Origin of the sequence: Spirillospora sp. NPDC047418 (genome assembly GCF_040643275.1) — a bacterium.
GTDB lineage: Bacteria > Actinomycetota > Actinomycetes > Streptosporangiales > Streptosporangiaceae > Spirillospora.
The window spans coordinates 104,106-120,799 of the sequence record NZ_JBEYTW010000012.1 but is presented as its reverse complement, the minus strand read 5'-3'; the positions used below and the strand labels follow the sequence as shown (position 1 = coordinate 120,799).

The following is a 16,694-nucleotide window of genomic DNA, read 5'->3' as shown; positions in this document are numbered from 1 at the left end:
ATCCCATAACGGGCCCGGACGCCGAGATCCGAATGCGGCCCGGCACGCTGGATTCCGGGCCGCGCCGCGCGATACTGGCGGCATGACTCCCCCCGGCGGCCACCCAAGGCAGGAGCGCCCGACCGACTTCTTCGTCAGCTACTCCCCCGCGGACGAGCGGTGGGCGTCCTGGATCGCCTGGCAGCTGGAGGCCGCCGGGCACCGGACGATGATGCAGGCGTGGGACTTCGTGCCGGGGACCAACTTCATCGACTTCATGGACCGGGGCCTGTCGGAGGCCAAGGCCGTCGTGGCGGTGCTGTCGCGGAACTACCTGCGCTCCCGGTACGGGCGGCTGGAGTGGATGGCGGCGCTGCGGGCCGACCCCGACGACCCGGCCCGCAAGCTCGTCACGGTCCGCATCGAGGACTGCCCGATCGACGGACTACTGTCCACGATCACCTACGTGGACCTCGTGGGGATCGACGACCCGGACGAGGCGCGCGGGCTGCTGATGCGGCGCATCCAGGAGGCCCTCGCCGGGCACGCGCGGCCCCTCAACGGCCCCGGGTTCCCCGGCGGCGGCGGTGTGCTCCCCGGCCGTCTGGAGGAGTCCGGCGGGCCGCAGGAGCCGGTCGGGGACCGCCCGGCCCGGCGGGCGCCGGTGGCCGCGCCCGCGTTCCCCGCGGCGGGCGCCGGGCACGAGGCCCGCGAGCGGCTGAGCGTCCTGCACGTCTCGGGCCCCCGGTTCGGCCGGACGCTCGCCGAGCCCGGCGAGCCGACGACGGCGGCCGAGCTGCAGGACCGCGTCTGGAGCGATGTGACCCGCCTCGCCGACTCCGGCGTGCCGCGCCCCGACCTGCTGGTCGTCACCGGCAACATCACCCACTCGGGCAGCCGCAAGGAGTTCGCGGAGGCCTTGTCGTTCCTGACGAGCCTGCGCGCCCTGCTCGGCCTGGAGGCGCAGCGCGTCGTCGTCGTGCCGGGCACCCACGACGTCACCCGCGCCGCGTGCCAGGCGTACTTCTCCAGCTGCGAGGCCGACGACATCGAGCCGCAGCCGCCGTACTGGCCGAAGTGGCGGCACTACGCGGGCCTGTTCAAGGAGTTCTACCAGGGCATCGACGCGCTGATCTTCGACAGCGCGCAGCCGTGGACGCTGTTCCCCGTCCCGGACCTGCGGGTCGTGGTCGCCGGCCTCAACTCGACGCTGCCGCAGACCCACCGCGAGGAGGACCGGTACGGGCGCGTCGGGCGGGCCCAGGCCGCCTGGTTCAACGAGCGGCTCCGCCATTTCGAGGACGAGGGCTGGCTGCGGCTGGCCGCCGTGGAGCACACGCCGATCGCCGGCGAACCGGGCGCCCTGCGCGACCCGGAGACCGTGGAGACGCTGCTCGGCGGCCACGTCAACCTGTTCTTCCAGGGCACCGAGTCGGAGTTCGGCGCCGTCCCGCTGCTCGGCGGCAGGGGCGTCCCGGCCGTCCCCGCCCTCGGCCCCGGCCGCCACCAGACCGTCGTCCTGCACCGCGACGGACTGGAGCGCTGGATCCCCGAGGACGCCGGCCGGCGCGGCCCCGAGCGGCTGGAGAAGACCTGGTCGAGCGTCGGCGGAACGTTCCCGCCGCCGCGCGCGCAGGCCCCGCCCGCGCCGCCCGCCCCCGCGCTGGGCCCGGCCGCGAACGGCGCCGCCGACCCCGTGCCCGACGCCACCGAGCGGCTGCTGGACCGGCTGACGGAGGCGTGCGAGACCCGGTTCGAGCGCGCGACCATCCGGCGGGTCGTCCCGCCCTCGCGCGAGGGCGGCCGCGCGGACCCGCCGCACCTGCTGCTCACCCACCTGGAGGACGGGTTCGTCCGCCAGTACCGCATCGGCGCCCACGTCGGGCCGGTCACCGAGGCGGACGTGGACGCGTTCGTCCGGCACGTGCACGCCGACGGCACCGACCACGGGTCCGAACTCGTGTACGTGGGGCCGGCGCCCGCCCGGTCGCTGCGCGAGGACGCGCTGCGGCGCGGCATCCGGGTCCGCAGCATCACCGAGTTCCAGGGACTCCTCGACCTGTCGGAGTACGTGGCGGCGCAGACCCGGCGGCTGTCGGGCGACGGGCTGTACCCGCCGTCCCTGTACGTCCCGCAGCGGTTCCGCGACCTGGACCGCCTCCAGACGCCGGAGGAGGGGACGCGCCTGTCCGGCGACGTCCGCGACGACGTCGTCGGCGAGATGCTGCGGCTGCTGTCCGCCGACCACGGGCGGTTCCTGCTGCTGCTGGGCGACTTCGGGCGCGGCAAGACGTTCGCGCTGCGCGAGCTGGCCCGCCGCATCCCCGAGGAGCTGCCGCACGTCGTCCCGATCCTCATCGAGCTGCGGGCGCTCGACAAGGCGCACTCGGTGGACGGCCTGGTCGCCGCACACCTCGCCAACCACGGCGAGGAGCTCATCGACCTCAAGGCGTTCCACTACATGCTGCGGCAGGGGCGCATCGTCCTGCTGTTCGACGGGTTCGACGAGCTGGTCACCCGGATGACCTACGACCAGGCCGCCGACCACCTCGACACGCTGCTGCAGGCGGCCCGCGACCACGCCAAGATCGTGGTGGCGAGCCGCACGCAGCACTTCAAGTCGCAGGCGCAGGTGCTGACGGCCCTCGGCGAGAGGGTCGGGGTGCTGCCGCACCGGCGCGTCCTCGGCCTGGAGGAGTTCGCGCCGCCGCAGGTCCGCTCGTACCTGGTGAACCGGTACGGGGACGAGGCGGCGGCCGACGCGCGGCTGGGCCTGCTCGACGGCATCGAGGAGCTGCTCGCCCTGACGCCCAACCCGCGGATGCTGTCGTTCATCGCCGACCTGCCCGAGGAGCGGCTGCGCGCGGTCGCGCAGGCCCGCCGCGCCGTCTCCCCCGCCGACCTGTACCACGAGATCCTGTCGTCGTGGCTGGCCTACGAGGCCGACCGGGTCGGCGGCTCCGGCGGGCCGTCCGGGCTGGGCGCCGCGGACATGTGGCAGGCCGTCGGCACGCTCGCGCTGCGGCTGTGGGAGGGCAACGAGCAGTTCCTCAGCCTCGCCGAGCTCGCCGACGTCGCCGACACCCTCACCGGCCTGGCCGGCGGCCGGATGTCGCCGCACCAGGTGACGCACGCCGTCGGCGCCGGCAGCCTGCTCGTCCGCACCGACGACGGCCTGTTCGGGTTCATCCACACGTCGGTGGTGGAGTGGCTCGTCGCGCGGCACATCGCCGACGAGTTCGGCGCGGGCGCGGCCCCCGCCGCGCTCGGCCGCCGCGCGCTGACCCAGCTCGCCGTCGACTTCCTGTGCGACCTCGCCGACACCCGCGCCTGCCAGGACTGGGCGGCGGGCGTCCTCGCCGACCCCGGCGCCGGCGACCTGGCCCGCGCGAACGCGATCCGCATCACGACCCGGCTGCGCACCCCGGCCCGCACCGACCTGCGCGGCGCGCGCCTGCAGGGCGAGGACCTGTCCTACCGCGACCTGCAGGAGGTCGACCTCACCGGCGCCGACCTCACCGACGCGCAGCTCGTCGGCGCGAACCTGTCCCGGGCGGTGCTGCGGGACGCGTCGCTGGCCGGCGCCCGGCTGGACGAGGCGCGCCTCACCGGGGCCGACCTGCGCGGCGCCGACCTGTCCCGGGCCCGCCTCGCCCGCGCCGACCTGCGGGACACCGCCGTGGACGGCAGCCGCTGGACGCGCGCCGCCCTCGTCGACGCGGTGCTCCCCGAGCGGATCGCCGCCGCGCCCGAGCTCCGCGAGGCCGCGATCGCGCCCGGCCGCCCGATCGACATCCAGATCGCGCCGCCCGCGGTCGGCGTCCCCTACGGGTTCCACTTCGCGACCAGCCGACTCCCGCAGCCGCTCGCCTACAGCCCCGGCGGGTCCGTCGTGGCCGTCGGCAGCGAGGACGGCGGCGTCCTCGTGTGCGACGCCGTCACCGGCACCCCCCTGCGCACGCTCCAGGGCCACACCGACCGCGCCTACGCCGTCGCGTTCGACGCCGGCGGCGACCTCCTGGCGAGCGGTTCGGCGGACGGCACCGTCCGGATCTGGGACCTCGCCACGGGCCGGCCGGCGCACACCCTCGCCGTCCACCCCGAAGGCGTGTGGCCGGTCGTCATGGGCGGCCGCGCCGGCTCGGGCGCCGGCCTGCTCGCGGCGGGCGCCGCCGACGGGACCGTCCGCGTCTGGGACACCGCCACCGGCGCGCTCCTGCACGAGCTCTGCGGGCACACCGCGCCCGTCTACACCGCCGTGTTCGACCCCGCCGGCTCCCTCATGGTCACCGGCGACGCCGGGGGCACCCTGCGCGTCTGGGACCTCGCCACGGGCGACCTGCGGCGGGAGCTGACCGGCCACCGGGGCGCGGTGTACCGCGCCGTCTTCCACCCCGGCGGCTCCCTGCTCGCCGCCGGGGACGAGGCCGGCGTCGTCCGGCTCTGGGACATCCGCACCGGCGAGATCGGCCAGGAGCTCCTCGGCCACACCGGCCGCGTCTACGCCATCGCCTTCCACCCGGACGGCGGCCTCCTCGTCACCGGCGACACCGACGGGTCGGTCCGCATCTGGGCGGACGGCCGGCAGCGCAGCGTCCTGTCCGGCCACGAGGGCGGCATCTACCAGGCGGCGTTCAGCCCCGACGGCGGCCGCCTGGCCACCGCCGACAGCGCCGGATCCGTCCGGCTCTGGGACCCGCGGACCGGGCGGCAGCGCCTCGAACTCGCCGGGCACCGCGGCGCCGTCTGGCCGTTCGCGTTCCGCCCCGACGGCCGCCAGCTCGCCACCAGCAGCAACGACGGCACCGCGCGGCTGTGGGACGCCGAGACCGGGCAGTGCCGCGTCGTGCTGCGCGGCCACGGCCGCCGCGTCACCGGCGTCGCGTTCAGCCCGGACGGCGGCATGCTCGCCTCCAGCGGCAACGACGGCCTCGTCCGGCTCTGGGACCCGCGCACCGGCCGCCGGATCCGCGAGCTGCACGGCGTCGCCGACAACCTCACCTCCGCCGCGTTCAACACCCGGCACTCCCAGCTCGCGACCGCCACCAACGACGGCGGCGTCCACCTGTGGCAGGCCGGGACGGGCACCTTCGAGCGCGAGCTGAACGTCGAGACCGACCACGTGTGGGCGCAGGCGTTCGCGCCCGCCGGGGACGTCCTCGCCACCGCCAACGACGACGACACCGTCCGCCTCTGGTACTGGACGACCGGCCGCGAGACCGCCACCCTCGCCGACCACCGGGGCCGCGTCCGCTCCATCGACTTCCAGCCGGGCGGCGCGCTCCTCGCCACCGGCTGCGACGACGGCGTCGTCCGCCTCTGGAACCCCCGCACCGGGGAACTCACCGCCGCCCTGGAAGGCCACACGGACCGCGTCTACCGGGTGGTGTTCTCACCGTCCGGCGAGACGCTCGCCAGCGCGAGCAACGACGGCACCGTCCGCCTCTGGGACCCGTCCAGCGGCGAGGCGCTGCACACCCTGGCCGCCCACACCGGCCGCCTGTGGACGACCGCGTTCCACCCGTCCGGAGCGATGCTCGCCAGCGCGGGCGACGACCTGGTGGTACGGCTCTGGGACCCGTCCAGCGGGCGGCTCCTGCACACCCTGCCCGGCCACACCCGCCGCATCTGGTCGGCGGCCTTCAGCCCGGACGGCTCGCTCCTGGCCACCGCCGGCGACGACGGCGCCATCATCCTCTGGGACGTCACCGACCGCGACGCCCCCGCGCACCGCACCACCCTCCTCGGCCTGGCCGAGGGCTGGGCCGCCCTGGCCCCCGACGGCCGCTACAAGTGGGAGGGCAACGCCACCGCCGAATTCTGGTACGCCATCGGCATGTGCCGCTTCGAACCCGGCGAACTGGACCCCTACCTACCGGAGGTCCACCGCCTCGGCCTCGACACCCCGTTCTAGACCCGGCCTCCCAGAATCCGGCTTCTAGGACGCGCCGTCTAGGACGCGGCGCGGTGGGTGAGGGCCTCCCAGAGGGCGTCCACCTGGGTCTTCAGGTCGTCGAGGGTGCCGGAGTTGTCGATGATGCGGGTGGCGACGGCGCGGCGGTCCGCGCGCGACGCCTGGGCGGCCATGCGCGCACGGGCGTCCTCCTCGGTCATGCCGCGGCGGGACGTCAGGCGGTCGAGCTGGGTCTCCTCGGGGGCGTCCACCACGACGACCTCGTCGTACATGGGGGCCAGGCCGTTCTCCGCCAGCAGCGGGACGTCATAGACGACGACGGCGCCGGCGGGCGCCGCGTCCATCAGCTCCTGCATGCGCGCCCCCACCAGCGGGTGGACGATCGCGTTGAGGGCGGCGAGCCGCTCGGCGTCGGCGAACACGATCTTGCCGACCTTCTCTCGGTCCAGGGCGCCGGACGGGAGCAGGACGTCCGCGCCGAACTCCGCCACGACGGCCGCGAGGCCCGGGGTGCCCGGCTCCACGACCTCCCGGGCGATCTTGTCGGCGTCGATGACCACCGCGCCGCGCTCGTCCAGCCGCGCGGACACCTCGCTCTTGCCCGACCCGATTCCGCCGGTGAGTCCCACTTTCAGCACGGGCTCACCCTAACGGCCGGCTCGTCGCGGCGGGGACGAGGCCCCGGCGCAGGCCCCGCCACGGGCGCCCGAGCCGGTCAGCTCGTCCCGGCGGGGACGAGGGGCTTGCGCATGTGGACGAGCGTGAGGTGCGCGGCGATGCGTTCGCGGTGCGTCTCGGCGTAGCCGAGGCGCCGGTACAGCCGCAGGTTCGTGTCGCTGAGGTGGCCGGTGAACAGCACGCACGCGTCGACCCGGCCGGCGACCTCGGCCTCCAGCTCGGCCATCAGGCGCCGGCCGATGCCGCGGCCCTGCAGGTCGGGGACGACGACGAGCCGCCCCACCAGGCACGTGCGGTCGCTGAACTGGGCGCGGACCGCACCGGCGAGGCGGCCGCCCAGCACCGCCTTCAGCACCACCGCGTCCGTCTCCAGCACCTTGCGCAGCTGCTCGACCGACTCGACCAGCGGCGGGAGGAACGGGTCGCCGTACAGCTGCGCCTCCGCGACATAGGCGGCGCGCTGCACGGTCATCAGCTCCCCGGCGTCCCCCGGTCCCGCACGCTCGATCACCACCGGCTCGCCCATGGGGTCGACCCTAGCGGCGGCGGGCACGCCGGGTCCGCTCACCGGCCGAGCCGGACGGTCACCGCGACCGGATAGTGATCGGACGCCGGCGACTTCGGCACCTCGTAGTCGGTGACGAGGACGCCGTCCGACCCGAAGATCCAGTCGTGCGTGGAGCCGTCCGGCCGGGTCGGGTACGGGTCGCCGCCGAGGGCGGCGCTGCGCAGGTCGGTGCCGTCGGTCATCGCGGCCAGCTCCGGGCTGCCCGCGTCGGTCTGGAAGTCGCCGCCGATCAGCGTGCGGGGCGCGCCGCCCCAGGCCCGCAGCAGCGCCGCGATCTCCCGGGCGCGCTCGCCGGCCTGGTCGTCGCCGCCCTCCAGGTGCGTCGACCACACGTCCATCGTGGTCTTCCCGACGGCGAGCCGCGCCCACACGTACCCGCGGATCTGCGACCAGTCGCCGCGCGGCATCCGGCCCGTCCCGGAGCTGCGCACCGGAAGCGACGTCAGGATCGCGTTGCCGAACTGGCCGTCGGCGGCCGGCCCCCAGATCAGCTTCATGCCGAGCCGCCGCGACAGCCACACGCCGACGTCGGTGGTCCCCGACATCAGCGACCCGCGGCCCGCCTCCTGCAGCAGGACGACCTGGGCGCGCTGCCCCTCGATGACCCGGGCGATCCCCTCCGGGTCAAGCTGCCCGGACTGGTTGACGCCGTCGTGGATGTTGTAGCTGAGCACCCGCACATGGCCCGGCGCGGCCGCGGGCTGGGCCTCGCCGTCCGGGGCCGCGACGGTGAACACCAGCGTCCCGGCGAGCAGCACGAGGGCGGCGGCGCCGGCGGTGAGCGCGCGCAGCGGGGCGCGGGCGGGCAGCGGCCCGCCGCGCGCCGCCGCGAACGCGGCGAGCGCGCCGAGCGCGATCCCGGCGAGGCCGGGCAGCACGTTGTTCGGCACCGGCAGCGGCGACACCGCGCTGACCTGGTACGGGATCAGGATCGCGGCGACCAGCAGGCCGCCGAGCGCGGCGCCGGCGTCGATCCGCCAGACCGGCCCGCCGGTCCCGGCGCGGCGCAGCGGCGCGCGGACCGCCACGGCCAGCAGCCACGCCGCCACGACCTGCCCGACGATCACGAAGGGGACGACCTCGATGCCGGAGACCGCGTACGTCCCGGCGACGGCGCCCGCGCCGACCCCGAGCACGGTCCCGCCGAGCACGCACACGCCGCCCGGCACGGCCCGCACGGCGAGGCCGGAGGCGAGGAACGCCAGCGCCAGCCCCTGCCCGATGACGATGGTGACGTGCGCGGCGGTCAGCGACAGCCAGCCGGACGACGCCACGAACGCGGGGCTGGCGAGGACGAGGATCTGCAGCGCCAGGAACGGCCCCAGCGCGGCGGCGCCGAGCGCGTCCCGCCACGACACCCCGGGCGGGGCGATCGGCCCGGACGCCACCTCGCGGTAGAGGGCGGCGACGCCGACGCCGACGAACGCCAGGCACGCCAGCCACGGGCCGATGCCGTCCCGCCAGACCGGGTCCCAGGTGGCGAAGCACATCCGCACCGCGCCGTCGATCGACAGGCCCGCGACCGCGGCGGTCGCGAACCCGACCCCGGACAGGCCGCGGGCGCCCTCGTACAGCGCCGCGAGCGCGACCATGCCGATCGCGGTGCCGGCGAACGCCAGCCAGGTGCGCGGGTCGGCGGCCTGCGCGAGCAGCCGGACGGCGAACAGCCCGCCGACGCCGGCGAGCAGCAGCCCGCGCGGCCCGGCGGCGCGGCGGATCAGCGGGGCGAGGAACCCGGCGAGGTAGATGACCGCGACGCCGGCCGCGGCGACCGGGAGGCCGGCCTCGTCGGCGAAGTGGTCGAGCTGCGGCAGCGAGAACCGCAGCGTCTGCGCGAGCACCGCGACCGTGACCGCGATCAGCGCGAGCCGGGCGGGGCCCCGCGGGACGATCGAGGGGCCGGTCGCGGCGGGGCCGCCGGTCCTGGTGCCGACGTCGGTGCCGGCGTCTGTGCTGGCCAATTGAACGAGTGCTCCCGGGGACGAGCGGACCTTCGGGGGTGCGGTGCGGCGGCGCGGGACGCCGCCCTCTCCTCCGCCATGGTGGCGCAACCGAAGCACGGCCGGAGGCCGATCATGAAGATCGTTCTCCGGCCGTGTTCGTGTTGTTCATCACCACCGGCCGGCCTGGCGGGCCGCCGGAGGAGGGGTGCGGCTACTGGCCGCCGGAGAGCTTCTCCCGCAGCGCGGCGAGCGCCTCGTCGGTGGCGAGGGCGCCACCGCCGGACTCGCTCTCGCCGCCGCCCGAGTAGGAGGTCTCGCCACCGCCGCCGCCACCACCGGTGCTCGCGGGCGCGGTGTCGGCCTCCGCCTCGGCCTTGCGGGCCTCCTCGATCTGCTTGCGGTGGGCGTCGAAGCGGGCGCGGGCCTCGGCGTACTGCCGCTCCCAGGTCTCACGCTGCTCGTCGAAGCCCTCCAGCCACTCGCCGGTGTCGGCGTCGAAGCCCTCGGGGTACTTGTAGTTGCCCTGGTCGTCGTACTCGGCGGGCATCCCGTACAGCGTGGGGTCGAAGTCCTCTTCCTCCATGCTGGCCGCGCCCTCGTTGGCCTGCTTCAGCGACAGGCTGATGCGGCGCCGGTCGAGGTCGATGTCGATGATCTTCACGAAGATCTCGTCGCCGACCTGGACGACCTGCTCGGGGATCTCCACGTGGCGCTCGGCCAGCTCGGAGATGTGCACCAGGCCCTCGATGCCCTCCTCGACCCGGACGAACGCGCCGAACGGCACCAGCTTGGTGACGCGGCCCGGCACGACCTGGCCGATCTGGTGGGTGCGGGCGAACTGCTGCCACGGGTCTTCCTGGGTCGCCTTGAGCGACAGGGAGACGCGCTCGCGCTCCATGTCGACGTCCAGGACCTCGACCGTGACCTCCTGGCCGACCTCGACGACCTCGGAGGGGTGGTCGATGTGCTTCCAGGACAGCTCGGACACGTGCACCAGGCCGTCGACGCCGCCGAGGTCGACGAACGCGCCGAAGTTGACGATCGAGGACACGACGCCCTTGCGGACCTGGCCCTTCTGCAGGGTGTTGAGGAAGGTCTGGCGGACCTCGCTCTGCGTCTGCTCCAGCCAGGCGCGGCGGGACAGGACCACGTTGTTGCGGTTCTTGTCCAGCTCGATGATCTTGGCCTCGAGCTCGCGGCCGACATAGGGCTGCAGGTCGCGGACGCGGCGCATCTCGACCAGCGACGCGGGCAGGAAGCCGCGCAGGCCGATGTCGAGGATGAGACCGCCCTTGACGACCTCGATGACGGTACCGGTGACGATGCCGTCCTCGTCCTTGATCTTCTCGATCGTGCCCCAGGCGCGCTCGTACTGGGCGCGCTTCTTGGACAGGATCAGGCGGCCTTCCTTGTCCTCCTTCTGGAGGACGAGGGCCTCGACGTGGTCTCCGACGGTGACGACCTCGTTGGGGTCGACGTCGTGCTTGATGGAGAGTTCACGCGAGGGGATGACGCCCTCGGTCTTGTAGCCGATGTCGAGGAGGACCTCGTCACGATCGACCTTGACGACAGTGCCTTCGACAATGTCGCCGTCGTTGAAGTACTTGATGGTCTCGTCGATCGCTGCGAGGAAGGCTTCCTCGGAACCGATGTCGTTGACCGCTACCTGCGGGGTGGTCGAGGTGGCTTCGGTGCTGCTCGTCATGTGTCGGCTGGCTCCGGTACGGACATGGAAGTCGTATGGGTTGTGCGCGGAGGGCCGTTATCCGCCCTGCCGAAGACCGGAATGGGACGCGGACACCGCGTCAGTGAACCGAACCGTTGTCGCCGACCTGACCGAGCGCGAGCCTGCTCCGTCCGAAGCGCGCGCAGGCCCACAGCGCAGCGATCAGGATATGGGACCAATCTCGCGTGGTCAATCCACCCGGGGCGGCGATGATCAGTACGTCCGCGCACGGGCCCGGTACTCCTTGGCCAGCCGGTCCTCGGCGGCCTTGGGAAACGTCACGGTGTTCGGGTCTCCGTCAGAGGTGTACCGCTCATCGGGGTTCTTGTCCAGGTACTCCAGCCACGCCGTCGAGCAGTACTTCTTGCAGTCGTTCTCCTTGATCTTCCCCTCGGAGCGGACCCGGTCGATCTTCCACCGGTCGAAGTCCGCGTCGAACGGCGAGATCGAGGGCCGCCAGCCGGCGAGGAACATGCCCTGGAAGGAGTACCTGCCGCCGTCCTTCTCGGCCCACGCCTCCTTCTTCGGGACGGAACCGAACGGGTAGGCGAACGTGGTGGTGTGCGTCCCGGTGAGCTTGAGGATCTCGTCCTCCATGCCGCCGATCTCCTTGCGCACCCCCTTCTCGGACAGGCCGGACAGGCTCGGGTGCGTCACCGTGTGGTTGCCGATCTCGAACCCGTGCTGCTGCAGCCACTTGAGCCCGGCGGCGGCCTGCACCTCGTCCATCCCGAAGAGGTCCTTGTTCAGGTAGAACGTCGCCACCGGGCGGAACCCCGGGTTCTCCCGGGCGACCTGCTCGATGATCGCGACCGCCGTGTCGGGCCTGGGGTTGCCCTGCGCGTCCAGCCCGAAGTGCCCGGGCGTGCTGTCGTCGAAGGTCAGCACCACCGGGTGCCTGCCCGCCGGGACGTTGAACCGCCCGCCGACGAACTCGGCCGCCGTGATCGGGTAGTAGCCGTCCTTCGCGAGCCCCGTCAGCTCGTCGTACAGCTCCTTGGTCGACCGGTCCAGCGACAGCTCCGGCTTCTTCAGGACGCGGTGGTACATCAGCACCGGCACCTGGCCCAGCTCGTTCGCCTTGACCGCCACCGCCCCGGGCGCCGCCGCCTGGATCGGCGCGGTCGCCGACGCCGACGGCGACCCGGACGGCCCCGCCGTCCCCGATCCCGCCGGGGCGGGCGTCCCGCCCGCCTTCGCGGCCCGCGCCGTGGGCGCCGTGCTCGACGCCGCCCCGGCCTGCTCCGCCGCGTTGCCCTCGTCCCGCGCCCGCCGCTCCGCGGGCAGCACCAGCCCGAGGACGACGGCGCAGACGACCACAACTCCAGCGATCTTGTGAAGGAGAGGCACGTTACCCCCGCCGGTAGACCCGAACAGGACCAGGGGGACAGCGTACGACCCCCCGGACATCTAGGACACCTACCGCTTACCCACAAGATCCCCGCGCACCACCCCGCCCCCACCCCCGAACCACAAAATGTGCATTGCCGTTCTTATGACATTCCGCACCCCCAACCACCCCCACACCGACGCCCCAGCACCACCGAATCCGTTGACCTGCGGCGTGTTGTTGTTATGAGCGCACCCAAAACAACAACACGCCGCAGATCAACAACGGGGCGGCCCGGCCACGCGGCGACCGCGAGCGTCGCTACGCGAGTCGGATGCGATGGGTGGTGGAGGGCCCTCTAGGGGCTGGAGGAGGGGAGGAGATCGATCAGTGCGCCGCGTCTTGCCAGGTTCGGCCGGTGCCTATGGAGATGCTCAGGGGGGCGCGGAGTTCGTAGGCGCCGGCCATCTCGGTGCTGACGAGGGTCTTCAGGGTGTCGAGTTCGCCGGGGGCCACTTCGAAGACGAGTTCGTCGTGGACCTGGAGGAGCATCCGGGACGTGAGGCCGGCGTCGCGGAGGGCGCGGTCGACGTTCAGGCTGGCGACCTTGATGATGTCGGCGGCGGAGCCCTGGATGGGGGCGTTGAGGGCCATCCGCTCGGCCATCTCGCGGCGCTGCCGGTTGTCGGAGTTGAGGTCGGGCAGGTAGCGGCGGCGGCCGAGGATCGTCTGGGTGTAGCCGTCCTGGCGGGCCTTGGCGACGATGTCGCGCAGGTAGTCGCGCACGCCGCCGAACTGCTCGAAGTACTCCTCCATGAGGCCGCGGGCCTCGTCGGGGGAGATCCGCAGCTGCTGGGAGAGGCCGTAGGCGGACAGGCCGTAGGCGAGGCCGTAGTTCATCGCCTTGATGCGGGCGCGGAGTTCGGAGTCGATCTGCTCGGGCGGCAGCCCGAAGACGCGGGACGCGGTGATGGTGTGGAAGTCGGCGCCGGAGCCGAACGCCTCCAGGAGCGCCTCGTCCTCGGAGAGGTGCGCCATGATGCGCAGCTCGATCTGGGAGTAGTCGGCGGTGAGCAGGGACTCGTAGGGCGCGCCGACGACGAACGCCTCGCGGATCTGCCGGCCCTCGGCGGTGCGGATCGGGATGTTCTGCAGGTTCGGGTCGGTCGAGGAGAGCCGCCCGGTCGCGGCGATCATCTGGTTGAACGTGGTGTGGATGCGGCCGGCGTCGTCGAGCATCGGGATGAGCGAGTCGACGATGCTCTTGAGCTTGGCGACCTCGCGCCAGCGCAGGATGTGCTCCAGGACGGGGTGGCCGTCCTTCTCCAGGAGGGTCGTGAGCGCCTCGGAGTCGGTGGTGTAGCCGGTCTTGGTGCGCTTGGTCTTGGGCAGGTTCAGCTCGTCGAACAGCACCTGCTGGACCTGCTTGGGCGATCCCAGGTTGAACTCGCGGCCGACGGCGTTGTGGGCCAGCTGCTCCTGCTCCTTGACCTGGCCGCCGAGGGACGCCGACAAGTGCGCCAGGTGGTCGGCGTCCACGGCGATGCCAGCGCGCTCCATGTCGGCCAGGACGCCGACGAGCGGCAGCTCGACCTCGTGCAGCAGGCGGGTGGCGCCGCGCTTGTCGAGGTCCTGGTCGAGGACGTCGGCCAGTTCGGTGACGGCGCGCGCGCGGACCGCGAGGGCCTCGGCCGCCTCCTCCTCACCGGAGCCGTCCAGGGTCAGCTGGCCCGAGTCCTCGGTCTCGCTGCGCAGTTCGCGGTGCAGGTAGCGCAGCGCGAGGTCGGCGAGGTCGAACGTCCGCTGGCCGGGGAGGGCGAGGTAGGCGGCGAGCGCGGTGTCGCTGGTGACGCCCTCCAGCCGCAGGCCGCGGGCGGCGAGCGCCAGCATCGGGCCCTTGGCCTCGTGGACCGCCTTCGGGCGCGCCGGGTCGGCGAGGTAGGCGGCGAGGGCGCGCTCGTCGTCCTCGATCAGCTCGGCCGGGTCGAGGTGGACCGCCGGCCCCTGCTTGGACGCCAGCGCCAGCGCGGTGATCTCGCCGGTGCCGCGCCCCCACGTGCCGGTGACGGCGACGCCGAGCCGGCCGCCGGCGTTGGCCTCCAGCCAGGTGCCGAGCGCGCCGGGTTCGAGGGCGTCGAGGTCGACCTCGAAGCCCTCGTCGGCCTCCGGCTCGGCGGCCGACAGCGACGCGTACAGGCGCTCGCGCAGGACGCGGAACTGCAGCGAGTCGAACAGGGTGTGGATCTCGTCGCGGTCCCACTGGCCCATGGTCAGCTGCGGCGGGGTCAGCTCCAGGCCGACCTCGGTGTCGAGCTTGTTGAGCTGCTGGTTGCGCAGCACCCCGGCGAGGTGCTCGCGCAGGCTGTCGCCGGCCTTGCCCTTGATCTCCTCGACCCGGGTGACGAGGGCATCGAGGTCGCCGTACTTGGTGAGCCACTTCGCGGCGGTCTTCGGGCCGACGCCGGGCACGCCCGGCAGGTTGTCGCTGCTCTCCCCGACCAGCGCGGCCAGCTCCCGGTACCGCTCGGGCGGGACGCCGTACTTGGCCTCCACGGCGGCCGGGTCCATCCGGGCGAGCTCGGAGACGCCGCGCACCGGGTACAGGACGGTGACGTGCTCGTCGACGAGCTGGAACGCGTCCCGGTCGCCGGTGACGATCAGCGTGTCCAGCCCGGACGCGGTGGCCTGGACCGACAGCGTGGCGATGATGTCGTCGGCCTCGAAGCCGGCGACCGACATCCGCGGGACGCGCAGGGCGTCCAGCACCTCGAAGATCAGGCTGACCTGGCTGCGGAACTCGTCGGGGGTCTTCTGCCGCCCCGCCTTGTACTCCACGTACTGCTCGTGCCGGAACGTCGGCTCCGACCGGTCGAACGCCACCGCGATGTGGGACGGCTGCTCGTCGCGCAGCACGTTGATGAGCATCGAGGTGAAGCCGTACACGGCGTTGGTCGGCTGCCCGTCGGTGGTGGAGAAGTTCTCCACGGGCAGCGCGAAGAACGCCCGGTAGGCCAGGGAGTGCCCGTCGAGCAGGAGGAGCCGGTCACGCTTGTCAGGGGTCGCTGGTGTCGTCGCCACACGAGGACTCTAGTCTGCGCGTACGACAGTTGTGTGGAGGCGTAAGTGACTGACACCAGCGGGATGTCCCCGCGGGAAGTGGCCGCGAAGCTCGGGGCCGGCGAGGAGTTCGACGGGCACGGCGACCTGGCCAAGGCCATGGGCGTGGAGTACCTGGAGGTGTCGGCCGAGCGCGTCGTGGGCCGCATGCCGGTCAAGGGCAACACCCAGCCGTACGGGCTCCTGCACGGCGGCGCCTCCTGCGTCCTCGCCGAGACCCTCGGGTCCGCGGGGTCGGCGATGCACGCCGGTCCGGGCCGCATCGCCGTCGGCATCGAGATCAACGCCACGCACCACCGGTCCGCGACCGACGGGTACGTGACCGGGGTCGCGACCCGCGCGCACGGCGGGCGCACGCTCGCCACCTACGACATCGTCATCACCGACGACCGGGACCGGCGGGTCTGCACCGCCAGGCTCACCTGCATGCTGCGGGACGCCCCCTCCGGCGACTGACGCGCCGACGGCACGGCGGCGGCGAGGGCGGTGGCGCGGCGGCCAGCGCGATGGCCGGCGGCCCGGGGTCGATCCCTCGCGATCCGCGCTTTCTTTGCGATGCGCGGCCCGGGGTCTGTAGCGTGGCCCGGAACGGCCCGGGATCACCGAGTAGACAACGTACGCGCCCGGGGAAGGTTCGTACGGCCCCAAAGGTGATCCCGGGTCAACGCATGTCCGGGGACGCCCCCGCTCCGTCCGGGACCAGGCCAGGCCCGACGACACCGGTATAGGTCCGTCACCGGTTGCGGTTGGGTTGCGAAAGGGGATCGCCGGGTTCATCCCGTCCGCGATCGGCCGTACGGTCCGGACCATGCGCCACCGTGACACGCGCACCCGTCCGCCCGCCGCTCCCGACTTCGCCTCGGCCCTCATCCTGGCCTTCGCCGCCGCCCTGCTGATCGCGGGCTGCTCCGGCTCGGACCCGGCCGCCACGTACAAGATCCCCGCCGAGAAGGCCCGCGACGGCGAGTCCGTCCTGCAGGGAAAGACCGGGCACAGCGCCGACATGCGCTTCACCGTCATCGGCTTCAGCGACGCCATGACCGACGTCATGGGCACCCACGCCGCGATGGACGCCAAGGGCGCCTTCACCCGCGTCCGCGTCCTGGCCGTCAACACGGGCCGCGACATCCAGGTCTTCGACACCTGGAAGCAGCGCCTCGTCACCACCGACGGCCGGGCCCACTCCCCCGACGTCAACGCCACCATGATCAAACGGCAGCCGGAGCGGATCTCCGTCGGGGCGTCCATGCGCGTCGAGTTCGACCTGTGGTTCGACCTGCCGCGCGGCGCGCGGACGAAGGCGGTCCGCCTCCGCGGCTCCCCGCCGGTCGGCTCCATCAGCGACCCCGCCCCCGCCGAGATCGCGCTGCGCTGACCGCTCCCGGGCCCGCACACGGGAACGCCCGCCGGACCGGACGAACCGGACCGGCGGGCGCACC

At 73.5% G+C, this 16,694-nt stretch carries 9 protein-coding genes; 3 read left to right on the top strand and 6 right to left on the bottom strand.

Features of this window, described 5'->3' with window-relative positions:
- The first annotated feature begins 82 nt into the window (after positions 1-82).
- Positions 83-5,893 (top strand): WD40 domain-containing protein, encoded by a 5,811-nt coding sequence (locus ABZ806_RS10480; RefSeq protein WP_500216609.1) that lies wholly within the window; start codon positions 83-85, stop codon positions 5,891-5,893.
- A gap of 38 nt (positions 5,894-5,931) precedes the next feature.
- On the opposite strand, the gene coaE is transcribed toward ABZ806_RS10480, so the two are convergent.
- The 6 genes from coaE to polA all read right to left on the bottom strand — a co-directional run bounded on the left by coaE (position 5,932) and on the right by polA (position 15,216).
- Positions 5,932-6,531, bottom strand: coding sequence for a dephospho-CoA kinase (coaE, locus tag ABZ806_RS10475; RefSeq protein ID WP_500216607.1), 600 nt, complete (start codon positions 6,529-6,531; stop codon positions 5,932-5,934).
- 77 nt (positions 6,532-6,608) lie between these two features.
- On the bottom strand, positions 6,609-7,097 hold the full coding sequence (locus ABZ806_RS10470) for a GNAT family N-acetyltransferase (RefSeq protein ID WP_500216606.1): 489 nt from the start codon (positions 7,095-7,097) through the stop codon (positions 6,609-6,611).
- A gap of 38 nt (positions 7,098-7,135) precedes the next feature.
- On the bottom strand, positions 7,136-9,100 hold the full coding sequence (locus ABZ806_RS10465) for an endonuclease/exonuclease/phosphatase family protein (RefSeq protein ID WP_500216604.1): 1,965 nt from the start codon (positions 9,098-9,100) through the stop codon (positions 7,136-7,138).
- Positions 9,101-9,293: 193 nt separating this feature from the next.
- Positions 9,294-10,787, bottom strand: a complete 1,494-nt coding sequence (gene rpsA, locus ABZ806_RS10460; protein ID WP_500216603.1) for a 30S ribosomal protein S1 — start codon at positions 10,785-10,787, stop codon at positions 9,294-9,296.
- A 234-nt stretch (positions 10,788-11,021) separates the two neighbouring features.
- The gene (locus ABZ806_RS10455; RefSeq protein ID WP_500216602.1) at positions 11,022-12,158 is read right to left on the bottom strand and encodes a polysaccharide deacetylase family protein; all 1,137 of its coding nucleotides are present in this window, start codon (positions 12,156-12,158) and stop codon (positions 11,022-11,024) included.
- Between the two features lie 367 nt (positions 12,159-12,525).
- On the bottom strand, positions 12,526-15,216 hold the full coding sequence (polA, locus tag ABZ806_RS10450) for a DNA polymerase I (protein WP_500216601.1): 2,691 nt from the start codon (positions 15,214-15,216) through the stop codon (positions 12,526-12,528).
- A gap of 63 nt (positions 15,217-15,279) precedes the next feature.
- Here polA and ABZ806_RS10445 point away from each other — a divergent pair, with 63 nt between their 5' ends.
- Both ABZ806_RS10445 and ABZ806_RS10440 read left to right on the top strand, forming a co-directional pair.
- Positions 15,280-15,711: a PaaI family thioesterase gene (locus ABZ806_RS10445; RefSeq protein WP_500216650.1), complete on the top strand. Its 432-nt coding sequence runs from the start codon at positions 15,280-15,282 to the stop codon at positions 15,709-15,711.
- A gap of 352 nt (positions 15,712-16,063) precedes the next feature.
- Positions 16,064-16,630 (top strand): DUF4352 domain-containing protein, encoded by a 567-nt coding sequence (locus ABZ806_RS10440; RefSeq protein ID WP_500216600.1) that lies wholly within the window; start codon positions 16,064-16,066, stop codon positions 16,628-16,630.
- The last annotated feature ends 64 nt before the right edge of the window (positions 16,631-16,694 follow it).